This is a genomic window from Paenibacillus sp. FSL H7-0357 (genome assembly GCF_000758525.1).
Classification (GTDB): domain Bacteria; phylum Bacillota; class Bacilli; order Paenibacillales; family Paenibacillaceae; genus Paenibacillus_AQ.
This window is the reverse complement of record NZ_CP009241.1, coordinates 4,403,765-4,426,759: the sequence shown is the minus strand read 5'-3', so window position 1 is coordinate 4,426,759 and position 22,995 is coordinate 4,403,765. Positions and strand designations below refer to the sequence as shown.

24 protein-coding genes are annotated in these 22,995 nt (G+C 49.3%); 20 read left to right on the top strand and 4 right to left on the bottom strand.

The genetic code is table 11. The features are described from left to right. Window positions 1–49: 49 nt before the first annotated feature. Window positions 50–1,579: a Ppx/GppA phosphatase family protein gene (locus tag H70357_RS19215; protein WP_038592839.1), complete on the top strand. Its 1,530-nt coding sequence runs from the start codon at window positions 50–52 to the stop codon at window positions 1,577–1,579. Here the strand turns inward: H70357_RS19215 and ppk1 are convergent. Next, window positions 1,527–3,641, bottom strand: a complete 2,115-nt coding sequence (gene ppk1 / locus H70357_RS19210) for a polyphosphate kinase 1 (RefSeq protein WP_038592836.1) — start codon at window positions 3,639–3,641, stop codon at window positions 1,527–1,529. The two genes, H70357_RS19215 and ppk1, sit on opposite strands and share 53 nt — an antisense overlap. A 385-nt stretch (window positions 3,642–4,026) precedes the next feature. Between ppk1 and H70357_RS19205 the strand changes: the two genes are divergently transcribed. After that, a complete protein-coding gene (locus H70357_RS19205) occupies window positions 4,027–4,689 on the top strand; it encodes a 3D domain-containing protein (RefSeq protein WP_038592833.1) in 663 nt (220 codons plus the stop codon). Between the two features lie 186 nt (window positions 4,690–4,875). On the opposite strand, the gene H70357_RS19200 is transcribed toward H70357_RS19205, so the two are convergent. Further along, the gene (locus tag H70357_RS19200) at window positions 4,876–5,763 is read right to left on the bottom strand and encodes a polysaccharide deacetylase family protein (protein WP_038592830.1); all 888 of its coding nucleotides are present in this window, start codon (window positions 5,761–5,763) and stop codon (window positions 4,876–4,878) included. Window positions 5,764–5,952: 189 nt separating this feature from the next. Here H70357_RS19200 and H70357_RS19195 point away from each other — a divergent pair, with 189 nt between their 5' ends. The 9 genes from H70357_RS19195 (at window position 5,953) to mobB (ending at window position 13,225) form a co-directional block, all read left to right on the top strand. Then, the gene (locus H70357_RS19195) at window positions 5,953–6,993 is read left to right on the top strand and encodes an NADH:flavin oxidoreductase/NADH oxidase (RefSeq protein ID WP_038599973.1); all 1,041 of its coding nucleotides are present in this window, start codon (window positions 5,953–5,955) and stop codon (window positions 6,991–6,993) included. 86 nt (window positions 6,994–7,079) lie between these two features. After that, window positions 7,080–7,784 carry a dihydroorotate dehydrogenase electron transfer subunit gene (locus tag H70357_RS19190; protein ID WP_038592827.1) on the top strand — a complete coding sequence of 235 codons (705 nt, stop codon included), beginning with the start codon at window positions 7,080–7,082 and terminating at the stop codon, window positions 7,782–7,784. Then, window positions 7,777–8,709 (top strand): dihydroorotate dehydrogenase, encoded by a 933-nt coding sequence (locus H70357_RS19185; RefSeq protein WP_038592824.1) that lies wholly within the window; start codon window positions 7,777–7,779, stop codon window positions 8,707–8,709. Before H70357_RS19190 ends, H70357_RS19185 begins: the two co-directional genes overlap by 8 nt. Window positions 8,710–8,799: 90 nt before the next feature. Continuing rightward, window positions 8,800–9,132 (top strand): prenylated flavin chaperone LpdD, encoded by a 333-nt coding sequence (locus H70357_RS19180; protein WP_038592821.1) that lies wholly within the window; start codon window positions 8,800–8,802, stop codon window positions 9,130–9,132. A gap of 76 nt (window positions 9,133–9,208) precedes the next feature. After that, window positions 9,209–9,877, top strand: coding sequence for a PspA/IM30 family protein (locus H70357_RS19175; protein ID WP_038592818.1), 669 nt, complete (start codon window positions 9,209–9,211; stop codon window positions 9,875–9,877). A gap of 126 nt (window positions 9,878–10,003) precedes the next feature. After that, window positions 10,004–10,414: a DUF350 domain-containing protein gene (locus H70357_RS19170; protein ID WP_038592815.1), complete on the top strand. Its 411-nt coding sequence runs from the start codon at window positions 10,004–10,006 to the stop codon at window positions 10,412–10,414. 24 nt (window positions 10,415–10,438) lie between these two features. After that, entirely contained in the window at window positions 10,439–10,945 is a 507-nt protein-coding gene (locus H70357_RS19165; protein ID WP_038592812.1) for a DUF4178 domain-containing protein, read from the top strand. Between the two features lie 222 nt (window positions 10,946–11,167). Then, on the top strand, window positions 11,168–12,448 hold the full coding sequence (locus H70357_RS19160; protein WP_038592809.1) for a molybdopterin molybdotransferase MoeA: 1,281 nt from the start codon (window positions 11,168–11,170) through the stop codon (window positions 12,446–12,448). 63 nt (window positions 12,449–12,511) lie between these two features. Beyond that, window positions 12,512–13,225 (top strand): molybdopterin-guanine dinucleotide biosynthesis protein B, encoded by a 714-nt coding sequence (mobB, locus tag H70357_RS19155; protein WP_052092130.1) that lies wholly within the window; start codon window positions 12,512–12,514, stop codon window positions 13,223–13,225. A gap of 133 nt (window positions 13,226–13,358) precedes the next feature. On the opposite strand, the gene H70357_RS19150 is transcribed toward mobB, so the two are convergent. Together H70357_RS19150 and xerS are read right to left on the bottom strand one after the other, a co-directional pair. Further along, the gene (locus H70357_RS19150; protein ID WP_038592806.1) at window positions 13,359–14,225 is read right to left on the bottom strand and encodes a pentapeptide repeat-containing protein; all 867 of its coding nucleotides are present in this window, start codon (window positions 14,223–14,225) and stop codon (window positions 13,359–13,361) included. A gap of 105 nt (window positions 14,226–14,330) precedes the next feature. Beyond that, complete coding sequence (xerS, locus tag H70357_RS19145) at window positions 14,331–15,413, bottom strand: tyrosine recombinase XerS (protein WP_038599968.1); 1,083 nt, start codon at window positions 15,411–15,413, stop codon at window positions 14,331–14,333. 462 nt (window positions 15,414–15,875) lie between these two features. On the opposite strand from xerS, the gene H70357_RS19140 reads away from it, so the two are divergent. The 9 genes from H70357_RS19140 (at window position 15,876) to H70357_RS19100 (ending at window position 22,815) form a co-directional block, all read left to right on the top strand. After that, a complete protein-coding gene (locus H70357_RS19140) occupies window positions 15,876–16,580 on the top strand; it encodes a TetR/AcrR family transcriptional regulator (RefSeq protein ID WP_038592803.1) in 705 nt (234 codons plus the stop codon). Next, window positions 16,570–17,448, top strand: coding sequence for a hypothetical protein (locus tag H70357_RS19135; RefSeq protein ID WP_081965855.1), 879 nt, complete (start codon window positions 16,570–16,572; stop codon window positions 17,446–17,448). Before H70357_RS19140 ends, H70357_RS19135 begins: the two co-directional genes overlap by 11 nt. A gap of 38 nt (window positions 17,449–17,486) precedes the next feature. Further along, entirely contained in the window at window positions 17,487–17,972 is a 486-nt protein-coding gene (locus tag H70357_RS19130) for a flavodoxin domain-containing protein (RefSeq protein WP_081965854.1), read from the top strand. A 743-nt stretch (window positions 17,973–18,715) separates the two neighbouring features. Beyond that, complete coding sequence (locus H70357_RS19125) at window positions 18,716–19,243, top strand: GNAT family N-acetyltransferase (protein ID WP_038592800.1); 528 nt, start codon at window positions 18,716–18,718, stop codon at window positions 19,241–19,243. A 1-nt stretch (window position 19,244) separates the two neighbouring features. Beyond that, window positions 19,245–19,994, top strand: a complete 750-nt coding sequence (locus H70357_RS19120; RefSeq protein WP_038592797.1) for a hypothetical protein — start codon at window positions 19,245–19,247, stop codon at window positions 19,992–19,994. 338 nt (window positions 19,995–20,332) lie between these two features. Then, a complete protein-coding gene (locus H70357_RS19115) occupies window positions 20,333–20,800 on the top strand; it encodes a putative immunity protein (protein ID WP_156130892.1) in 468 nt (155 codons plus the stop codon). Beyond that, window positions 20,797–21,300, top strand: coding sequence for a hypothetical protein (locus H70357_RS19110; RefSeq protein ID WP_038592794.1), 504 nt, complete (start codon window positions 20,797–20,799; stop codon window positions 21,298–21,300). The genes H70357_RS19115 and H70357_RS19110 overlap by 4 nt, the downstream gene beginning before the upstream one ends. Window positions 21,301–21,686: 386 nt before the next feature. Then, window positions 21,687–22,307, top strand: a complete 621-nt coding sequence (locus tag H70357_RS19105) for a TetR/AcrR family transcriptional regulator (protein ID WP_038592792.1) — start codon at window positions 21,687–21,689, stop codon at window positions 22,305–22,307. 34 nt (window positions 22,308–22,341) lie between these two features. Beyond that, entirely contained in the window at window positions 22,342–22,815 is a 474-nt protein-coding gene (locus H70357_RS19100; protein WP_038592790.1) for a flavodoxin domain-containing protein, read from the top strand. Window positions 22,816–22,995 lie beyond the last annotated feature (180 nt).

Genomic DNA, 22,995 nt, shown 5'->3' with positions numbered 1-22,995 from the left:
TGATATAGTATATAGATATGCTCGATCAACTTGAAGGGGGTACATACAGATGAGCGATGATCTCTGCCGGATAGGCATCATTGATATTGGTTCCAACTCCATTCGTCTTGTGATTTATGATACAACGCGGCAAGGAGGTTACAAAATCATCAAGGAGTGCAAATACTCTGCCCGGTTAAGTGAGAAGATTACAAAAGAGGGCAGGCTCGAGCGGAAAGATATGGACACCATTATTCCTGTCTTGCGCCAGTTTAAGGAGATTTGCAGCGCTTTTGAGGTGGATAGGATCCGTGCAGGAGCGACAGCGGCCATTCGCAACGCCGCAAATTCTTCCGAGATCATTACATATCTTTCGGAGGCTTCCTTGATTCCAATTGAGGTGATCAGCGGCTATCAGGAAGCTTACTTTGGATTTCTTGGCGTCATTAATGCCTTTGATGTGCAGGACGGATTCGTGATTGATATTGGCGGCGGCAGTACGGAGGTTACCCTGTTCCGCGGACGACGTTATCAGCACAGCATCTCCTTTCCATTCGGTGCGGTCAACACCAACCTCATGTTCAGCCACCAAGGCAACTGGAACAGCGAACAAGTGAAGAAGCTCCAGGCTTATGTGACCGGCAGGCTGGTCGAGCATGAGTGGCTGGGCACCAGTGCTGGTCTGCCGTTATACGGCCTCGGGGGAACGCTCCGTTCATTAGGCAAGCTGGACCAGAAGATGAGGGAGTATTCCTTGCCGAATTCTCATGGTTATGTACTCTCCAGTGAAACGATAGACCGGTTTATGGAGATACTGCCTGATACGCCTTATGAGAAACGGAAAGATATGGAAGGGTTGTCCAAAAGCCGGGCGGACATCATTGTGTCGGGGCTGGTCATTTTCCATACGGTATACAACTATATCCGAGCCAGTCAGGCACTCATCAGCGGGGAAGGTTTGCGGGAAGGCATGCTGCACGACCTCTTAAATCCTGAGCAGCCGGTGTGTGACAGTGCGCTGGAGTTCAGTCTGGATACGATAATCCGCTTCGATATCCGCACTTCTAAAGGGCATCTGGAACATATCTGCAAGCTGGCGATGAGTCTGTTTGGCGCATTGGGACATGAAGGTGACCACGAAGAGCAGAAGATGCTGATCTATGTCTCCATCATGCTGCACCGGACAGGGTCGAATATTAACTACTACCAGTCGAAACGGCATACACGCTACTGGCTGATGAATTCACCGATTCGGGGTCTTACTCACCGGCAATTGATTCTCAGTGCGCTTATTGCTTCCTACAGCACAAAAAGCCGGAAGCAGAAATTGTCCCAGACACATAAGGACATTTTACTGGCTTCCGACGAGGAGTGGATTCATAAGCTGGGTACGCTCGTACAGCTTAGCATTGCTCTGGACAGCACCGAGATCGGTGTAATCCGCGGATTGAATGCTGAGCTGCACGGCAATACTCTTCATCTGGAGCTTGAGGGTGTAGGTGAGGTGCATATCGGACAGGAAGACATTGAGAATGCCCTAAAAGCATTTAAGAATGCTTGGTCGGTGAAGGTAAAGCTCGGCTCCCTTTCCAATGACTGACCTCCAAAGCGGCTAATTGGCTCCGGAAGGGAGCCTTTTTGTCGTCTGGCCGTTCGTAATATCCATTCGGCTGAAGGAAGCTGGCTTTCACGTTATCCTTCAGCGACAGATCAAGGATCTTGACGATCTGCTTGCGGATGCCGCTGTCCAACACCGGACACATCAGTTCTATCCGCCGGGTCAAATTGCGTGTCATCCAGTCGGCGCTGGATAAATACACTTCCGGCTTGCCGCCATTCTCGAAATAATAGATGCGTGAATGCTCAAGAAAACGGTCAACGATGCTGCGGACTGTGATCCGCTCACTGAGGCCTTCAATGCCCGGGCGCAGGCAGCAGACGCCGCGTACAATCAAATCGATGGAAACACCGGCCTGGGCTGCACTGTACAGGCTGTCGATGACCTCCTGATTGGATAAAGAGTTCATCTTGGCTATAATCCGTGCCGGTCTGCCGGCTGCCGCGTGCTCGGCTTCGCGGAGAATCAGCTTTTGCAGCGACAGGCTCATGTTGGTCGGAGCGACGATGAAGGCATTCCAGTCATAATTGGCGGAATAACCGGTCATTTGGTTGAACAGCTCTGAGGCATCCAGCCCAATTTCATTATTGGCAGTGAACAGGCTGAGGTCGGTGTAGGCTTTGGCTGTGCTGTCATTGTAGTTCCCGGTACCGACATGTACATAGCGGCGCAGCTCGTTCCCTTCCTGGCGGACGATCAGCGTCACTTTAGCATGCGTTTTGAGCCCGACCAGGCCATAGACGACATGGCAGCCGGATTGTTCCAGCTTGCGTGCCCAGGCAATGTTCCGCTCTTCGTCAAAGCGGGCTTTCAGCTCTACTACCACGGTAACCTGTTTGCCCGATTCTGCGGCATTGGCCAGGGCGGTAATCAGCGGCGAGTTGCCGCTGACCCGGTACAGGGTCATCTTGATGGCCATGACATGCTCATCCTCGGAGGCCTGAATAATAAAGTCGCTCATCGCATCAAAGGATTCGTATGGATGGTACACAAGCACATCGCGCTCGCTCAGCACTTCGAAGAAATCTTCATTCTCCTCAAATTCCGCCGGATATTGCGGCACTATCGGAGCATCAAACAGGTAACTGAAGCCCTTCAGGCTGCCTGCGAATCCCCGCAGGAACCCGAGGTCAAGGGGCCCATCAATTTCAAAGACAAAATCCTCAAGCTCGAATTCGGCCTGCAGCTGTTCAAGGGCATAAGGATGAATCCCTTTTTGCACCTCAAGCCGGGCGGGAACACCACGGCGGCGTTTGCGCAGCTCCTTTTCAATCTCCTCGAGCAAATCCTCTGCGCCTTCCTCATCAATCGTCAGATCAGAGTTGCGGGTTAGGCGGAACTCGCTGACTGCTACCGGCTCATAGCCGCTGAATAACGTTTGAATATGATGGCGGATAACATCCTCAATAAAGACGAACTGCCGTTTTTTGCTGTTGGAACGGTGAGGTAGCGGAATGCACCGCGGCAGGTTGGAAGGGATCTGCAGGATGGCGAAATAGGGATCCTCTTCCTGGCTGTTCTTACGGGTCAGTACCACGGCCAGATAGATGAACTGGCTGTGCACAAGCGGAAACGGACGGCTCTGGTCAACGGCCATCGGAGTCAGAACAGGGAAAATAATGTCGCGGTAATACTGCTCAATCGACAACTCCTGAGCATGAGTCAGATCCTCGTAGTTAACAAAGACAATGCCTTCTTTATGCAAATGCCGGGAGATATCGCGGAAGGTGCGGTATTGGTCGGCAATAATTTTGGTGACCCGCTTGATCAGACGTTTATACAATCCGGAGGGGGTATAGCCGGTAAAATCTTTTTTCGTATAGCCGGCTCTAATCTGATCCTGAATTCCGGCTACACGCACACTGATGAACTCATCCAGATTGCTGGATACGATCGCGAGGAATTTCGCGCGTTCCATCAGCGGATTGTCCAGATCCTGCGCTTCAAGCAGTACGCGGCGGTTAAATTCGATCCAGCTTAAGTCCCGGTTGAGGTAAGCAGTAGCTGGACTGCTATGGTTGTTTTTTTTCTCTTCTGCGTTCATAGACCCTCCAAGTGTGCTTCAATGTCTTAATAACTTTATCGTATTCTACCATTCTACTATTTGCCGAAGGGGGAATTGTTAAATCTGTGTAAAATTTTCGCGGATAATATCCGAATATCTTAAAAAATCTCTTAATATATTGAGAATATATGATTTCTATGTAATAGTATTCCTTTCGTTGCGTGGAGAAAAAGTAAATTCTATCAGAATGGTAACAATTTCTTAGGCATTGGTTACAAAATTGTGATATATTCAATACTGTTAGTTTACAAACAACTGCACTGGATATGCCGGCAAAGAAAAAGGTACATACGTCCAGAGTTATCTTGGTGCGAGATATTCCCTCACGGGAACCCTCTTGCACCCACTAATGAAGGAGGCAAATATGAAGATCAGATTCAGAGCCATTACAGCCCTTGCTGCTGCCGTTGGCATCAGTACACTGCTGCATGCAGTCCCCGCCAAGGCGGACAGCGTACATATTGCAGGAGAAACTACCACCTATTATACACTATCGAACTATTACGGTATCGGTGTCGATGAACTCATGAATGCCAACAAGTCGGTTGCGAGCGTGAATATTTATCCGGGGCTTAAGCTCACCATACCACGTGAGAATAAACTTATTGCCGCTGCAGACACCTCGTCCCCAGCTTCCGTCATTTCGACCAGCCTGAACGTGGAGAAGGAATCCAATACAGTCCAAGCCTGGGGTAAAGAATTCAACTATGCCAAAATTATTCAGGCCAAAGCTACAGCCTACTCCTCGGCAGCCAGTGAGAACGGCAAATGGGGGGCGGTCGATTATTTCGGCGATGCGCTTAAGCTGGGCACGATTGCTGTAGATCCGAATGTGATTCCGCTCGGCACGAAGGTGCTGGTGACCGGACATTCGCATCCCGGGCTGCCGAAGCAGGCATTTCTGGCCACGGCCACGGATATGGGAAGTGCGATCAAAGGCAACCGTATAGATATCTTTATTCCCGGAAGCCAAAGCTTCGTATCGGATTTTGGATTTCAGTACGTGAATTTGTACATTATTGAATAGTCAGCTTTAACGGCTCCATGCCGCTATTAAGCCACACTCAAAAGGAAACGATGAATGCCGCAGATCATGGCAGCTCGTTTCCTTTTTTAATTTCAAAAAAACGACAGCGGTTCTAGATGGAAGGCGAAGCTTTTGCTATATCAGTTGAAATAAAGAACAACCTAGAGGCTATAGCCACTAAAATAGTTATTTATTTTTATCAATCTGAAGCATTTGGGGGACGGTTACAAAAGTATAACCCCGCTTGCGCAAGATATTGATAACTTCCGGGAGCGCCTGGATCGTCCCCCGAAGATTACTTCCCTGGCCGCCGCCGCCGTGCTGCAGCACAATCGCCCCCTTGCCCGCATGGGACAGAATGTTGTTTCTTACCTGCGATTTGGACAACCCCCGCCAGTCCAAAGAATCAACATTCCAATTGATCAGCTTGTAGCCGTGACTTTTTGCCCATTTGAGCTGTTGCTCACTGACATCCCCATACGGCGGGCGAATTAATCGTGGCTTATACCCGGCAAGGGCAGCAATAATATTTTCGGTACGCACAATTTGTGTCCGGAATTCATTTACACTAAGCTTCCCGAATTCCGGATGATTATAAGAGTGGTTGCCGACAACATGGCCTTCCCTGATCATCCGCTGCACCAGTGCAGGATGTTTCTCAGCCCGGCTTCCGACGACAAAAAAGGTCGCTTTCACATGGTATTTGCGGAGAACATCCAGCAGCTGCGGTGTGAAACGCGGATCAGGAACATCATCAAACGTCAGGGCGATCATCCTGTTCCGGGGCCCCTGGGTCTTGATCGTCTCCGGATATTTGCGCATCAGCTGACTTAGAGTCAGAGTTTTGCTGCGTTTTTGCCGCCGGGCAGCCGCTGCGGAAGAAGAAGAACCGGGTGCAATAGCCTCTACTTCGTCTTCGGCAGCATTTTGTGGCTGAGGGGTTCCGTTCTCTTCCGGTTGCTGCAGCAGGGGAGGAGAGGCTGAAACAAGCTCTGCAGAGGTCACGGGGCTAAGCAGAACCATTGTAATTGCTAAGAGAATGAGCAGTTTCCGCCCTTTTAACAGCTTATCCATTCATCCACACCTCCTATGTAACTTCGCTCACTGCGGTTTCTCCCTTGTTATCCCCAAGCGAAGGCTAATTTATGCCGGACTCCATGCTCACAGGTTGAGATTTATTGCCGTGAATTTTACGTGTATACTAATGAAATGGGAGATTCGCTTCCACTATAAAACGGATCACCGGAAAGGTTGGAATCGGAAATGACTGATTTATTCAAGCCTTATGAATTGAAGGCCTTAGTTTTAAAGAATCGGATAGTTATGCCCCCGATGTGCCAGTATGCGGTGCACAAGCAGGACGGAATACCGGATGATTGGCATTTCGTGCATTATGTCAGCCGCGCCGTTGGCGGAACCGGCTTTATTATTGTAGAGATGAGCGGTGTGCATCCGGACGGGCGAATCACTAACCACGACACCGGGATCTGGAGCGATGACCAGATAGCGGCCTACCGCAAGATTACGGATGGGGTCCATGCGTACGGCGCCAAAATTGCTATTCAGTTAGGTCATGCAGGCCGCAAGGCGCTGGATGCGGAGCCGCCGGTTGCTCCGTCGGCAATTCCGTTCGATGAGAAGTCCAAAATACCTCAGGCCCTCTCCAAAGAAGAGATCGCAGAGCTTGTCTTGGCTTACCGTGAGGGCGCACGCAGAGCAGTGGAAGCCGGTTTTGACACGGTAGAGATCCACGGTGCCCATGGATACCTGATTCATCAGTTCCATTCCCCGCTCACCAACGTCAGAGAAGATGAGTACGGAGCTGATTTGGCACTGTTCGGCGAACAAGTGGTCCAAGCAGTTAGAGAAGTATTGCCCGCAGAGATGCCGCTGCTGATGAGAGTATCAGCCAGAGAATATGTCGAAGGCGGCTATGATGAAGCCTATGCTCTGGACATTTGCCGCCGGTATAAAGACGCTGGCGTAGATATCTTCCATGTATCTTCTGGCGGAGAAGGACCGGTCGGCTCTAATGGTGGACCTAACGCGGGTCCGGCTTATCAGGTGGATCTCGCTGAATATATCAGAAGCGGCCTGCAGGTTCCGGTTATAGCGGTAGGACGTCTTGAGAACTACGCAGAAGCCCAGTCCGTAGTTGCCGAAGAGAAGGCGGAACTCGTGGCTATTGGCCGGGCAATGCTCAGTGACCCTTACTGGGCGCTGCATGCTGAGGAAGCGCTTGGCGGGGTAGACAAAGCGAATGTGCCGAAACCCTATGAGCGCGGGGTATGGCACAGAAAATAGCACTCTACCAATGTGAAATATGTCACAGATTTTATACTCCTTCTAGGGCATGGTTAATAAGATTAAATTTGAAGGAGCTTGATAACGTGGCGACAGTTATAACTAACGAGCGGCTGGCTGATGGAGTGTACCACCTTCGGGTTGAAGGGAATTACGGCGGTGAAATGGGTCAATTCTACATGTTGCGGGCATGGGGAGCCTATCCGCTGTTGTCCAGACCGCTTAGCATACATCAAGTAAACGATGACGGTGTCGAATTTCTCTATCATGTGGTCGGGGAAGGAACTGAAATCTTTGCCGGTCTGACACCCGGAGATAACATTGATCTTGAAGGGCCGTTTGGCAATGGCTTTCCCGAAGTTGAGGGGAAGGTTGCTCTGGTAGGCGGGGGGATTGGCATTGCTCCGCTTTATTACTGTGCGCAGAAGCTTCCGGGCAGCGATATTTATTTGGGATTCAGCCGGGAAGCCTTCCGTACGGAAGCATTTCGTCCCTTGGCGGCGGAGCTGACGGTCAATGTCGGCGGCCTGATTCTCGACAGTGTTGATTTTACCAGCTATGATCATATTTTTGTCTGTGGACCGCATCCCATGCTGAAAGCAGCGCAATTAAAAGGCTTCGCAGCCGAGACAGCAGGCAAAAAACCGGGTGTGTATCTTTCACTGGAGAACCGGATGGCCTGCGGGATAGGTGCATGTCTCGTATGCAGTGTGTCCTGCCGAGACGGGCAGCGTAAGGCATGTGCGGACGGTCCGGTCTTTTTGGCGGAGGAGGTGCTCTTCCATGATTAATTTAACTGCAAATATAGCAGGCGTACATTTCAAGAATCCGATCGTCATGGCCTCCGGCACTTTCGGCTTCGGCCGTGAGTATGGCAAGCTTTACGATGTGTCCATGCTGGGAGGAATCTCCGGCAAAGGTCTTACACTTAACGCCAAGGCTGGAAACCCCGGTGTTCGCGTCTATGAGACGGCTTCCGGCATGCTGAACAGTGTCGGTCTGGAGAACCCTGGAGTGGAAGGGTTTCTGGCCAAGGAACTTCCATATTGGGAGACACTGGACACTGCACGGATCGTGAATCTTGGCGGCAATACATTGCATGATTATGTACTCGGCGCCGAGCTGATCCAGCGGGATGCCGAAGCCCGGAGTCTAGCCGGCACAACTGCGGTGGACATGATAGAGCTTAATATTTCCTGCCCCAATGTAAAAGAAGGAGGTATCGCTTTCGGTGTCAAGACTCCTGCTGCACAGGAGGTCGTGCGTGCGGTCAGAGCAGCAACGAAACTTCCGCTCGCCGTGAAGCTGTCACCGAACGCCGAGGATATCGCCGAAATGGCTGAGATGTGCCAGGAAGAGGGGGCAGATGCGGTTTCGCTGATTAACACGATCTCAGGGATGAAGATCGATGTCCGCCGCCGCCGCAGCGTGTTCAATAATCTGTATGCCGGACTGTCCGGTCCGGCGATCAAGCCGGTGGCGCTGCGTATGGTGCATCAGGTAGCGAAACGGGTGTCCATTCCGGTAATCGGTATGGGCGGAATTACCTCGGCAACGGATATTATAGAATTTATTATGGCCGGAGCAACGGTTATCCAGGTTGGAACCTATAATTTCATGAACCTGCGGGCAGGAAGCACGCTTGTGGAAGAACTGCAGCAGTTCATGCTAGCTGAGAACATTTCTTCCCTGGACGAGATCCGCGGTATTGTGTGAGCTATCCCAAGTTTTGCACGTACTGTTTTTCCGCTGACCTGAGATATCTTCGTGCTTCAAGGTTAATATAATGGGAAGGGGGAGATCGGGTTGGTTGCTTATGAGTTCCATCCAGAAGACATTGAACTGTCTGCAATAGCTGTAGGCCGTGATTTACTGCTGCTCATTACCGGAGGGGTCCGCCATATCGGTGCGGCAAGCACCGCATATGTTGACGGTGATAACATCAGCGTATCCACCTCTGCCGTCCCCCATCACAAAGAGCATACAATCAGTGAAGCCATCGCGCTCAAGGTATCGGCTGCACTGGGCAAGACGGTCACGGTGGTTATGGGCATTCATTATGATGATTTGAGCAAAGAGGACATCACTAAAGTTGTAGAAATCGTAAACAGCAAGGTAGATCAATATTTAACGCAATAAATTTGAAACGATTCTCGACACTCTGCGTAAAAGATACCAAATGAGCAATTAACTTTTATTTTGGAGGAATGAACCGATGTCTATATTTAAAAGATTGCGTGATTTGACCATGTCCAATGTGAATGCGATTATTGACAAGGCGGAAGACCCGGTCAAAATGACGGACCAATATATCCGTGATATGACCGAGGATTTGGAGGATGCTGAGAAAGCGGTAGCTGCCCAGATCGCCATCGAGAAGAAATTCAAACAGCTGTATGAAGAGCAGGAAGCACTTGTAGCCAAGCGCAACCAGCAGGCGCATACGGCAGCTCAAGCCGGCAATGCCGATCTGGCCCGCCGCGCGCTGGAAGAGAAGAAATCTGCTGAAGTCAAGCTGGTGGAGTACAAAACAAGCTTCGATCAGAATAAAGCTTCGGCCGACAACCTGCGTGCCAAACTGGAGGAAATGCGCAAACAGCTCACCGAGATGAAGAACAAACGTGAGACTTTGGTAGCCCGCTTCAATGCCGCCAAGGCGCAAACTGAAATCAATAAGGCAATGAGCGGTTTCAGCTCTGACTCGGCTTCCGCCGGACTGAAGCGCATGGAAGAAAAGATGCTGCAAGCTGAAGCTCAGGCAGAAGCCAGCAATGAGATGAGCTCGGGCAATAAATCACTTGACGATGAATTCGAGAAGCTGGGCAAGGACCAAGCTGTAGAAGATGAGCTGGCTGCGCTGATGAAGCAATACGACAAACAATAGGATATGGACTTACCGGTCCTAAAGCCGGTGTTCACAGGCGAAGGGGAGACGGAACTAGCGGTTTCTCCTTCGCCTTCTCTATGTGGTCGGATAGAGCAGCAATCTGAATAAGCGGGGGCTAAAGCAATGGATTTCCAAACACTGGTGTCCATGGTTGTATGGACGGTGAGCGGCGCAGTGCTTCTATGTGTACTGATGTTCGTGGATTCGCTGTTTACCCGTTATAATGATTTAGAGGAACTGAAGGCAGGCAATATGGCGGTCACAACGCGTTTCGTACTGAAACTGCTGGCACAAGCCTACATATTATCGGCTTCCATTTCCACTTCAAAGGGTCTGGGAGATGCGCTTATTGTCTCCATAGTTTCCTTTGTTCTTTTGTTTTTCCTTGAAAAGACAGTCCGCCTGCTGCTGAGCCGCTGGGGTAAGCTAAATCTTGATTATGGCACCCAGCTGGGCAAAATCGGTTATGGATTATTGGCTGGCTCGCTGCATGTAACGGGGGCATTAATTATTGCGGCTTATATACGAGGTTAAATATAACAGGAGGAATGATGGAGTTTGAGTATATGGAAACGTATTGGTAATCTTTTTTCCAAAACAGAAGCACCGGCTGCACCAAAAAGTATGCTGAATCTCTCCCCGGGAGATATTTGCGAAGTGTCACTGGTTACTTATGAAGTAACAGGACGGACGAAAACCAGCGGCCGCAATGCGGTTGTCTTGACACTCCGCGACGGAAGCAAGATCTCCTATCTGTATATTGAGGAGCGTGAACAGCTGCAGTACAGTCTGTATCAACCGATTGACGGGCGGCTGGATGATCCTGCCGAGGTACCTTCTACGCTGGAGCTGGATGGTTACACGTTCCACCTGGAGGAAGAATACGAAGGGTTCGCAGCGGTAACAGGACAGACGCCGTATGTCAATGGCGGAGAGCAGCATGTCTGGCAGTACCAGTCCGATGATTACCGGCTGCTGCGGGTGGAATGGCAGAACGGGCGGTTTATGCTCTATGAGGGCGAGAAAGTAATTCCGGGAGATGTCAAAGTGATCCGGGCTTCGTAATTCAACATCTGTATTTATATCCCAAATGGGGATTAGAGGATACCTTCGCTTCTATAGCGGGTATCCTTTTTGCTTCGTCTCGCAAAGCTAAGCGGGACGTACCGAGAGCAGACACTCATATCCAAATATCACTTTCCCGGGTCTCATGTTAAAATAGTTCTGTACCGGAGCAGCAAACAGTAGGCACATGGTGCCACATGAGACAGAGGACGGAGGGTTCTTATGAATAGCAGACAGGATACACCGGATCATAAATTTCATCGAAAAGCACTCCAGGTTAAAGAAGCGCAAGCCCGGGTGATTGAATATGCAAAATTGCTGGATGGTGAGGAAGTACCGCTGAATCAGAGCTGCGGGCGTTTTTTGGCCGAGCCGGTGATTGCGCCGCATCCTTTTCCGGCATTTAACCGCTCAGGGATGGACGGGTATGCGCTGATCGCCGGGGATACCAAGGATTGCGGGCAGGACCGCGTAGTCTGGCTGGAAGTCGTCGATGATATTCCATGCGGAGCTGTACCTGCTGTGAGTATAACGTCCGGAACAGCCGCGCGAATTATGACAGGGGCGCAGGTGCCCGAAGGTGCGGATACGGTTGTGATGCTGGAGATCACGGAAAGCCGGGAAGCCGATGGCAAAAGTTTTGTCGGACTCCGCAAGCCGCAGCAGGCCGGCCGCAATATTACTCCGCAGGGTTTTGAACTGAAGGAAGGAGCGCTTGTACTTCGATCAGGAGGGAAGATTGCTGCGGGTGAAATCGCTGCGCTGGCAGCGCTTGGAGTACATACCGTCAAAGTACTTAGACGGCCTAAGATCGGGATTTTCGCTACGGGTACTGAGCTTTTGGAGGTAGATGAGCCACTTCAACCCGGCAAAATCCGCAATAGCAACTCACCGATGCTGGAAGCGCTGGTGCGGGAGACCGGGGGTGAGCCTGTCATGCTGGGTGCGATCATAGATGACTTGGAGCTGGCCCGGAGCAAAGTGCAAATGGCTCTGGATAGCTATGACATGGTGATCACTACGGGCGGGGTATCTGTGGGGGATTACGATATTATGGGTGATCTGGTCCGGGAGAACAGCGGCGACATGCTATTTAATAAAGTTACGATGCGCCCGGGCAGCGTCACAACAGCCGCTGTTCGCGGAGGCAAACTGCTGCTGGCACTGTCCGGCAATCCCGGAGCCTGCTTCGTAGGTTTTCATCTGTTTGCGCGGCCGGTCATTTCCCTGATGCAGGGTGCTACGCTGCCCTTTTTGCCGGAATGGACGGCTGTGCTAGGTGCAGATTATTCGAAGGTGAACAATTATACACGTTATGTGCGCGCAAGGCTGGAATTCCGTGATGGCTGTTTGTATGCCTATCCGGCAGCAATCGACGAATCATCGGTCATGGTAACGATCAAGGACAGCGATTGTCTGATTGTCGTTCCGCCGGAAGAACGCGGTTTAAGCTCTGGCGCCAAAGTAAGGGTGCTGAAGCTGCCGGGAGAACTTCAGGGCTGAATGGACTCTGGCAGCCATGCGGGAGCGTGCGGAACTAGAGATCAGGGGTGAAGCAGGAACGTGATGAAGCGGAGCAAGAAAAGAAGTGAAACAGGCCGGGACTTTGCGCGGCTGAACATTGGCAACTCAAGGCTAGGACGAGGCAGGAATGGAAAGGGCAAGAACAGCAATACCTGCAGCAGAAATGCAGGCAGGACAAGCCGGGTTCCCGCGGGAAGTCCTCGAACGGGTGAGGAATCGAATGGCGGAGGCGACAAGAGTCCACCTGCCGTATGCCAGATCGTCGGCTATAAAAACAGCGGCAAAACTACGCTGATCTGTGACTTGATTCCCCTGCTGCAGCGGCACGGCTGCACGGTGGCGGTGATCAAACATGATGCCCATGACTATGATATGGATCATCCGGGGACAGATACCTGGCAGCAACGGCAGGCCGGAGCATCCGCAATTGCCATCACCAGCGGCAGAAAGACATCGGTGATCGAAGAACGCAGCAGTAGTTTGGCAGAGCTGATTTCAGCTTTTTCCAGCTATGATTATGTGCTCGTTGAGGGCTTCAAACATGAAGCTTATCCTAAAATAGTACTGGTTCATAACGAAGAAGACCTGAGCCTGCTGAACAATGCCCAGAATAAGGTCGCTGCCGCATTTTGGGAGGAAATGAAGGACAAAGTGCGGATAGAGCCGGGAATCCGGCATTTCAGCATCAACGACAGTGCGGCAATCGCTGAATTTTTGTGGCAACAACGGACTTATTTTCAAAATTTCAACATATGAAAAATTCACAAAAGAAAACCCGAAGAATTCTGTCCGCGCCTCATTGAACCGTCTATTCAAAATCGGGTCGCAAGGAGCAGCAGCCCCAGTCCTCCATGGTAACGGAAGACTGGGGCTGCTATTGTTGAAGATCCTACGTCCAGTGACCAGGACGGGCAAGCGCTGGAGGCAGCTTGGTTAAGGTATTGCCCTTGGCTGCATTAAGCTGTGCCTGTGTAAGAAACAGGCTGCCGGTCAGATCCGCTCCGCTTAGGTTAGTGTCCCGGAAATCTGCGCCAATGAGGTCAGCAGCCTGCAGATTTGCTCCACTGAGATCAGCAGCGATGAGATAGGCCCCCCGCAGGCTTACGCACCGCAGATCCGCACCCTTCAGTTTGGCTCCAATCAGATCCGCGCCGCGGCCATATTTTGCTTGTCGTTTGGGAACCGACTTCAGCTCCCGGCGGGCCGCATCACGCACAAGTTCACTGGTACGCAGGAGCAGTTCGTTGACTTCCCCCCGGTGAGCAGCAACATCCAGCTCCAGCAGCGCCTCGGCCTTCAGGTTCGTGAGTTGTTCGGTCTTCTCCAGAGCGGTTGACAGTGCACTATGAAGCGGGGCGGCTGACTGGAAATGAAGTGCTTCGGTGAGATACCACAGCAGTTCATGTAGCTGACGCATTACCGGGAATACTTCGAACATCTGTGATGATGTTTTGGGAGCTTGCCGCCAGTCCTTACCGCCGTAGGTGATTTGGGATATCTTTTGGCCTGCCCCAAAGCAGTCATACACTGTGCAGCCCCGAAAGCCCTTGTCTCTTAGCGCGGTATGAATACCGCAACGGAAGTCCGTCTGCAGATTGGGACAGGGCTGTCCGGCGTTCTTGTTCATCGCGAAGTCTACCGAAACCGCGAAGGGCAGTGCCGCACAGCATAAGCCAAAACAGTTCTCGCAGTCCGATTGCAAATAGAGAGAAGCTCCGGCTGGGCCGGATGGTGAATAATTGTAATACTCTGACATAGGTATGCTCCTTACAATAATAAAAATTAAATACTCTTCAGCATTAGAACAAAACTCCGCTCGAATGCAGCGTCACATGTTTCCTACAGAGCAGCAGCGATGCCATCAGCTTTCCACACGCCGCTCAATCGCTTCGGACATCGTTTTGTCCGTAAGATGGGCATAGACTTCGGTAGTTTCGGTCGAAGCGTGTCCGAGCTGCTCCTTAGTTTTGTAGATATCATTTTGCAGATAATAGTCTGTGGCGAAAGAGTGCCTCAGCTTGTGCACAGTCAAATAGGGCTTTCCGAAACGCTTGGCGTATTTGATAATCATCTCTTGAATCGCCCGTTTTGTCATCCGTTTCCCTTCCTGGCTGCCATTGGGCAATGCAATGAACAACGCCTTTTCCCTCTTTGGCGTCTTGTAGCGGGCCTGGCGGAGACTTAGATACAGCGAGAGATCATCCTTGGCCTGCTCGCGGAAATACACAGGTGTCTTGAAGGTCTCGTCATTATTGCCCTTGCGGTATACATAAAGCAGCTTGTTGTTCACATCCAGATCATCCACGTTGAGATTAACCACCTCGGATACACGCAAGCCGGAATTCAAGATCAGACTGGCGATGCAGGCATCCCGTTCCCGGTTCAACTGAAAGGAGTAATGTGCCTGCTTGTTAGCCTCAACATCTCTGCCATAACCTTCATAGATGTAGCCCACAAATTCCAGCAGTTCCTCGTCTTCGAGAATTTTCCCCTTTAGCTTGGCTGCGGTATCTTTCGGTTTATGAATGCGTTTGATTTCCACCTTGGCCATAATATTGCGCTTCAGCAGCGGGTAGAAATTCTCATCTTCGGCAATCTGGCTCAGGTAATGGAAGAGGGAGCGCAGAGCGGACAGCTTGCGGGATACCGTCACCCGGGTGTTCGTTCCTTCGGCGCGGGTAGTTAAATGCAGCCGGTAGCCGACAATACTGTCCATATGAAGTGTTTCCAGATCAAGCAGAGTGATTTCAGCATTGCTGCCGGCCGTTGACAGTCCTTCCACACGCAGCCACCCAAAAAAAGATTCATAATCGCGGATATACTCCAGTAGGGTTGAAGGCGACAGATCCGGCCGTTTATAGTCAATGAATTGCTGTACAAACCATGGCATAAGATGCAGCCTCTGGTCGAGATTTTTCCGGTCGCTGTTTTTTTGGATGCTGATAACAATCACCTTTTTCATAGTTTGCTTAGGTTTGAAGTGTTGCGGTCTAATCTATCTTATCATGTTTTGTGCTGCACCGGGAATGAGAGGCAGGCGGCTTGCTCCAGAAGTGACAAAGTTATATGATGTGAAGTAAACGCGAATGGCAGAGGTGAACCTAACCTGATGTACTATGATTAGACGTTTCGAATGAGCAAAATGTTTCCAAATTTTATTCAATAATTATGTTGACTTAATTCGGCAACTGAATGATAAATCTAAAGCTTGGGATGCCCGCCGGGGCTATCTCAGGCTTTATTTCTGTTAGGAAATTATACAGTTTGGAAATGAGATTCCTTAAGAATGTCAAAATAATCACATCCCGCAGCAGTATAGTTCCATATAATGTATATTGAACACTGTTTAAAAACATTGCAGTGTTAAATTTGCTGATCTAAACGCAAATGGAGGAATTTTGAAATCATGAGCAAAGAACAAAGGCAAGAGCAGGAACGCGAAGCGATGCGTCATTTGATTCTGACAACAGCCGGTGAGCTGGTGGCCGAGAAGGGGATCAAGCAGTTATCTATCCGCAAGATTGCTAAACGGATGGACTATTCCGCCGGAATCATTTATCACTATTTTCAGGGAAAGGAGGCTATTGTCGAGCAGCTTCTACAGCAGGGGTACAGGGAGTTGATTGATGGGCTAACAGCCCGATTACACACTTCGCAGAATGAAGAATCGGCTGAGGAGAAGCTAAGCCAGTCGCTGTCGCAGTTCATTCGGGTGACAACAGCGGAGGAATCCCAGTACCGGAATGTGATACTGAATGATTCACCAGCTGTGCTTAACCACACGGCAGTGCTGCATAAAGGGGCTGCACTGGAGCGCAATGCGATCAGCATGCTCTGCAGTATTCTTCGCCAATTCAAAGGGATGGATGCCCGTAAAGAGGAGGAAATGGAGCTTACCGCCCAGGTGATCTGGAGCGCGGCATTTGGACTGATCATGAGGCTGACCGTCGAGAAAGAGCTGCCTGAGGAGCAGAAGGAGACCCTGATCGCGCGGCATGTTGAGGCCATGCTTCTAATTGCGGGGGGGCTGGAACGGTGCCGTCCTTTAAAAGGACGGCAAAGCCGTTTCTGCTTGACTATTCGACCAGGGGGAGACGCCGATGGAATATAGACGGTCAGTTGGCATTTTAACGGGTTTAATTATTCTCCTAGCGATAATTGCGTCGGGGTACGGATTGCTGTCAGGTCACGGCCCGGAGGCGGCAAGAAGGTCTGAATCTTTTACCTCTATCTGGGGTGACAAGGTCGAATTATATGGTAGTGGGATATATAAACACGATTCAGTTTCCGCAGCTGCTCAGGCTATAGCCCAGGATGGAGTTACGCTGGTATTGGGGGTTCCTTTGCTGGTTGTGTCACTGGTTATGAGCTTCAAAGGGAGGGTCAGAGGACGTTTGCTGTTAGCTGGAGCTTTGGGATATTTTACATATACTTATGCGTCTTACAGCTTCCTGTCTATGTACAATCACCTGTTTCTAATCTATGTCATGTTGTTCTCAGCCAGCTTATTTGCTTTTATTCTGACACTGTTGTCCCTCGAGCGGGAGAAGGTAGAACGTTATTTTAAACACAGTTTACCGGCCACAAGCATCGGCGTTTTCCTGCTGTTTATCGCGTTTATGATTATGATGTTATGGCTGGGCAGGCTTGCTAGTTCTTTACGGCAAGGGACAGCCCCTGTAGGGTTGGAGCATTACAGCACATTAGTGATTCAGGCACTCGATTTAGCTATTGTTGTTCCGCTCACGGCAATTACCGGGTTACTGCTCATTCGCAGGCGGCCTTATGGTTATCTGCTTGCTTCTGTAGTCATAGTGAAAGCCGCTGCTCTCCTAACCTCCATCACAGCCATGATCATTGGGATGCTGAGGGCGGGAGTAAGTGTATCTACAGTAGAGTTGGTAGCGTTCCCTGCGTTTCATTTGGGTGTTATTGTTTGTTTGTACCTTGTATTGAGCAATGTACAGGAACCGGGATAGTCTTCAAACTCATTACCCATAGAATAGGGGCGGATATTATGAGGAATAGAACATTGATTATGTATGCCAGTAAATATGGATGTATAGAGAAGGCCGCAATGCTTTTGAAATCCAGGCTTGGAGAGGCTGAGGTTATGAATCTAAAATATGCCAAAGTGCCGGCTCTGGCTTCATATGACACGGTAATTCTGGGCAGCTCCATCTACTTTGGCAAAATCCGCAAGGAAATGGCGTTGTTTACGTCCAAATATCAGCAGGAGCTGTTAAACAAGCGGCTAGGATTTTTCGTCTGTGCAGGAATGACAGGGGAGAAGGCGGAGGAGGAACTGAAGCAAGCTTATTCTGAGGTTTTGTACAACAAGGCACTCGCCAAGGAGATCCTGGGTGATGAGATTGATCCGGAGAAAATATCAACATTGGACAGATGGATTCTGCGCATGGTCAAGGGGAAGGGGCACGAAGCTGAAGCTGGATTATCGGTGGATAAGCTAGAGAAATTCGTGCTTACAATGTCCCGGAGTTGAGGGGAAGCAAGCCAATGGCAAGGAGTATCATACGGATGCGATGAAAGAGCAAAAGAGCGGCAGCAAGAACAGATGATTCTGTTCAAATATAAGGGTGTGTAGGTTTCTGCTTAAAGTGCTGCCGCTGTATTGATTTTGGGAAGGTAACGAATTCCATTCCTCTAAATAGCCCTCATAAGTTAACATAATAATAATTATGGTAACAACCTTCCGATTCTGTCTAAAAGAGATAAATCACGACCGTCGGCATCAACGAATAACTCCCCTTTTTCCACTTAACTATAAAAATTCATTATATGAAAAATTCACAATAAAAAAATCAAAACCTAATGCTCCATCTAGCCCATTCGCCCACCTACAACACATATCTTTACCTAATCACAATCACCAGGAAAAAGGATGAAATCACATAACGGGCGGCAAAAGTCAACGGATTCAATCGCGATGTACTTCCATTTAAGTATGCATGAGAGCTGTAAGCTGATCCGTCAGCATGGACGCCTTCTCCAAGTATTTCAGCACATGTTGTAAGGAAAGAGTTGAATCTGTTCCATTCTGCAGACACTGGAGAGCATGACGCAAGCTTTTTTCATAGGGATTGTTCGGGATTAGCGGAATATCCACTTGGCCCTCGGAAGTGTTGCGGTCTAATCTATCTTATCATGTTTTGTGCTGCACCGGGAATGAGAGGCAGGCGGCTTGCTCCAGAAGTGACAAAGTTATATGATGTGAAGTAAACGCGAATGGCAGAGGTGAACCTAATGGAGCTTGGAATCGAACTGGTTCCCAAGGAGCAAAAGCAGACGATCAGCAGACTCATGCAATTCTATCTGTATGACTTTACCCGTTACCTGGATCTTGAGGTAGACCGTGATGGCGGATTTCCGGAGTATCCCGGGCTTGAAGCCTACTGGAACAGCGGCAACAATAAATTCGCTTATTTGTTTACGGTGGATGGGCATATTGCCGGATTCGCACTGGTGGACCGTCTGCTTCGCAACCTGGAAGGGCAGTACTACATGACTGAATTTTTTGTGATGCAGAAATACCGCCGCAGCGGTGTAGGCACATGGGCAGCCCACCGTTTGTTTGATATGTTTCCGGGTGACTGGAAGGTGTCGCAGATCCGCGCCAATACGCCTGCCCGCAACTTTTGGCACCGTGTGATCGGCAGCTATACGCATGGAGAATTTAAAGAGCGCTTTAATCCAAAGCAAGGTAACCCAAGTCAGTACTTCAGTACATTAAGTATTAATAGGATTAAAAAATAAATTGAAACAAAAATTATGGGTCGTCTGTATTGCGCTATCGTCTGCGTTATTTACGGGTTGTAACAATGATAATGACAAGCTTGCGAATGTGCCTTCTGATGCAGCGCAAGAAGCGGTTCAGACCGGAGTATCCTCAACTTCTGAACCCTCGCCAACGGCAGCTGTTAAGGACAGAAGGGCTATTGTACAAGCCACAGATCAGCCTGCTGACAGGTCCATCGCACTAATGCAGGCTGACGTTCCGGAATATAGTGGCGGTGGTAGGTCTTACATCATTGAAGGGGAAGAAGTCTCGGCTGATTTTTCCGCCCATCGGACCTTGCCGCTTGGAGTGTTGATGCCGGAAACGATGAAACGTTTTGAAGCCGGTGGGGTAACGGCCTGGGGGACTGCGGATGAGCAGAACTTTATTTCTCTCTTTGCCGAAGAAGCCAAGCTGAGTCTAACAAACAGTGACGCGGGGTTGCTGAGGTATAAGGAATATATGGGCAATTACAGGACTGGGAATGCGACAGTTGATGTATTTTCCGTTGAGGCGAAGGGAAAGCGCTACATCGCTGAGATCCATACTATGGCAGAACAGCGTGAGCATCTGCTTCCGGTATTTGTTAACATACTTAAAGATCTGCAATATATGGAGAAAAAAGCTCCAATTGTACCCGGTGTCTTTGTACAGATACCGGATGTAGGCAATAGTGGATTCCCTTTAAAAACGAGAAATGGGCTGGCTTTCAAGTGGATTATTACCTGATGGATGATGAAGGATATATTGCCGACCGGGGATTCACGATTGTTTTGCTGCCGGGCAAGCAGGGAGAATGGAAGATCGAAGACATCGACTAGCACAGGTAGCAAAAGGGGCATACCTAATTTACTCATGCCAGCACAAGATGACGGCTCCATGATAGAGTATATGTAGACGTGCCGTCAGAATCCGGCGCGTCTTTTTTCTCGGTATATAATGTGGATTGGATAGAATCCAGCTACGTGGAATGATCTGTTTCCGAACATCCTATACTTTAGGCTTCAACTGTTGGTTGACATATATAATATTATGTTAACTTAACATCCATTCAAGGAGGTTCCAAAATGGGGAACGTGAAATTTATTGATACCGACAAGGGGAAAACGATTAGTGATCTTCAAAATAAAGTTGAGCACAAAACACTTGTCTTATGGGCTGTTGATTGCGCTGAGCGGGTACTCCCGTTTTTTGAAGAGAGGCACCCGGATGACAAGCGTCTTCGGGAAGCTGTTGAGGCCGGGCGTTCCTGGTTGCGCGGTGAGTTAACGATGAGTGAAGCACGTACAGCCGCTTTTGCCGCTCATGCTGCGGCCCGTGAAACCGAAGGGGATGCTGCATGCGCCGCAGCCCGTTCTGCAGGCCAGGCCGCAGCCTCCGCTCATGTAGCCGGACACGCTGTTCACGCAGCAACCTACGCTGCCAAAGCTATAACCTACAGCTCTTACCCCGCAGATAGAATTAGCAACACGGCCAAAGAACGTGAATGGCAACTCCAGCATCTGCTTGATCTGAAGAATGGAGGGGAGAAATGAGAACACGCAGATATTTTGGCATATGGATCGGCTTTATGTTACTGATTCTAATGGGCTGCAGTAAAGAACTTGCAGGGGATGAACAAACTGCACATGACTATGTTAAGGCGCAAGGCTATAAGATCATCTCCACAGAAGACGAGGCTTTTGAATACACGTTGACCAAAAAGCTGTTGTATGGAAGTCCGGAATCGACCCCTTATCAGCAGATGTGGGGTGTTCAAGCCGTTTCTCCCGATGATTATGTAGGAAAAAAAATAACCATTTATAAGTTCACCGTATCTAATCATCCGCTCGAAAAAATATATCTGACGCATACCACCAATGTTAACATCCTGATGGCAGATGGAGAAGTGATTGGCGGGACTTCGTTCCCGCTTAAAGAAGGCGAGTTGCTGATGGGAAGCGCCTATTCGCTGGACGGAATGACGCTTGAAGAAGTCACAGGTCTAACCTTTAAGGAATGGTCTGACGATTGGAAAAAAAGGTACGATAATTAAACATCTATTTCATAAGGAGATTAGTCTGAAACATCATTATCCTCTATAGTTTGAGTAAGAGATGTGATTCATACTTTATAGATCATGCGAGTGCTTGTGTAATCGTAATCGGCGTAAATTTGCTGATAACGGGGGTGATGATGTAGTGTATTGGAGCGGATTATCTCATAGAGCAGTACATGGGCTAGCTTGGCATCGGTTGTTTTATAGCCGGTGTAAAGATAGCCTATTTCATTATATGCACCGCTGCTGATCCTTTCAAACGCTTCATGCATGTTGACAATACGAGTTGTACAGATGTATATTTGAGTTGCGTATTGAACATTGTTTAATAACATTACATTGTTTAAAAAACGGATTATTGTAGTAGTTTGAAGGGAGTCACCATGAGCAAAGAAGGCCGGCAAGAGCGTGAGCGGGAAGCCATGCGGACACTGATTCTGGAAACGGCAGGCCAATTAGTGGCCGAGAATGGAATACAGAAGCTGTCGATCCGCAAAATAGCTGAAAGTATGGAGTATTCACCGGGGATCATTTATCACTATTTTGAGGGGAAAGAGGATATCATCGGGCAATTGCTGGAGCAAGGGTACCGCAATCTGCTTCAGAACCTGAACGCTGCCACGGCACATAACAGTGAAGAATTATTACCGGAGGAGGCGTTGAGCCGCTCGTTGTCGCAATTTATTCGCATGGCTATAGAGGAAGGGACACAATACCGCAATGTAATGCTTAATGATTCTGCGGCAGTCCTCAGACATACTGCGGTGCTGCATATGGGGGCTTTACAGGAACGGAATGCAATCGGCATGCTGTGCGCAACACTCCGCAGGTTCAAGGGCTTGGCGTCACAAAGTGAGCGTGAACTGGAGCTGACAGCCCAAGTTATCTGGAGCGCAGCCTTCGGGTTGATTATCAGACTGACTGTAGAGAATCCCCCGGAGGAACAGAAGGAAGCCTTGATTTCACGTCATTTGCAGGCGATGCTAACGATAGCATCAGGATAATTCCCATTCTGAAAGCTGACAAGGAGCGGGTATAATGAGGACATTGATTTTGTATGCCACTAAATACGGGTGTACAGAGAAGGCAGCCTATCTCTTGAAATCCCAGCTGCGGGGCGAAGTGGAAGCGATCAATCTTAAGTACGTCAAAGTTCCACCGCTTACTGCGTATGACAATATTATTTTAGGCGGTTCCGTCTATTACGGGAAAATTCGCAAGGAAATGGCCCAATTTTCCCGAGATAATAAGGAGATGTTAAAGAGCAAACGTCTCGGGCTGTTCATTTGCGCAGGTTTGAAGGGAGAGCAGGCGGAGCAAGAGCTCAGACTTGCTTTTCCTGAGGAATTGTACAGCAAAGCCCTTGTGAAGGAAGTATTCGGAGATGAGATTTATACCGATAAAATGTCTGCAACGGACAAATTAATCCTCCGGATCGCCAAAGGAAAGGAAAAGGGCAATACAGGGTTAGCTTTGGACAGGATAACGAGCTTTGCTCATGCGATGAATTGACTCTTAAAAGAAGAGGTAGACGACTAGTTAACATAATCATTACTATGTTAACTAGTCGTCTTTGTTTAAAGATCACTTATTCAATAGAGAATATGAGCAATGTGACAATTATGTCATACTAAATTGAATATTGTTATATTAAGCGATGGGAATATAGACATGACCCCCCTTATACTGGAA

Coding starts and splice junctions, on each gene's coding strand:
- H70357_RS19215 (WP_038592839.1), top strand. CDS start 50: ATGAGCGATGATCTCTGCCGGATAGGCATCATTGATATTGGTTCCAAC.
- ppk1 (WP_038592836.1), bottom strand. CDS start 3,641: ATGAACGCAGAAGAGAAAAAAAACAACCATAGCAGTCCAGCTACTGCT.
- H70357_RS19205 (WP_038592833.1), top strand. CDS start 4,027: ATGAAGATCAGATTCAGAGCCATTACAGCCCTTGCTGCTGCCGTTGGC.
- H70357_RS19200 (WP_038592830.1), bottom strand. CDS start 5,763: ATGGATAAGCTGTTAAAAGGGCGGAAACTGCTCATTCTCTTAGCAATT.
- H70357_RS19195 (WP_038599973.1), top strand. CDS start 5,953: ATGACTGATTTATTCAAGCCTTATGAATTGAAGGCCTTAGTTTTAAAG.
- H70357_RS19185 (WP_038592824.1), top strand. CDS start 7,777: ATGATTAATTTAACTGCAAATATAGCAGGCGTACATTTCAAGAATCCG.
- H70357_RS19175 (WP_038592818.1), top strand. CDS start 9,209: ATGTCTATATTTAAAAGATTGCGTGATTTGACCATGTCCAATGTGAAT.
- H70357_RS19170 (WP_038592815.1), top strand. CDS start 10,004: ATGGATTTCCAAACACTGGTGTCCATGGTTGTATGGACGGTGAGCGGC.
- H70357_RS19160 (WP_038592809.1), top strand. CDS start 11,168: ATGAATAGCAGACAGGATACACCGGATCATAAATTTCATCGAAAAGCA.
- mobB (WP_052092130.1), top strand. CDS start 12,512: ATGAAGCGGAGCAAGAAAAGAAGTGAAACAGGCCGGGACTTTGCGCGG.
- H70357_RS19150 (WP_038592806.1), bottom strand. CDS start 14,225: ATGTCAGAGTATTACAATTATTCACCATCCGGCCCAGCCGGAGCTTCT.
- H70357_RS19140 (WP_038592803.1), top strand. CDS start 15,876: ATGAGCAAAGAACAAAGGCAAGAGCAGGAACGCGAAGCGATGCGTCAT.
- H70357_RS19135 (WP_081965855.1), top strand. CDS start 16,570: ATGGAATATAGACGGTCAGTTGGCATTTTAACGGGTTTAATTATTCTC.
- H70357_RS19130 (WP_081965854.1), top strand. CDS start 17,487: ATGAGGAATAGAACATTGATTATGTATGCCAGTAAATATGGATGTATA.
- H70357_RS19125 (WP_038592800.1), top strand. CDS start 18,716: ATGGCAGAGGTGAACCTAATGGAGCTTGGAATCGAACTGGTTCCCAAG.
- H70357_RS19115 (WP_156130892.1), top strand. CDS start 20,333: ATGGGGAACGTGAAATTTATTGATACCGACAAGGGGAAAACGATTAGT.
- H70357_RS19110 (WP_038592794.1), top strand. CDS start 20,797: ATGAGAACACGCAGATATTTTGGCATATGGATCGGCTTTATGTTACTG.
- H70357_RS19105 (WP_038592792.1), top strand. CDS start 21,687: ATGAGCAAAGAAGGCCGGCAAGAGCGTGAGCGGGAAGCCATGCGGACA.
- H70357_RS19100 (WP_038592790.1), top strand. CDS start 22,342: ATGAGGACATTGATTTTGTATGCCACTAAATACGGGTGTACAGAGAAG.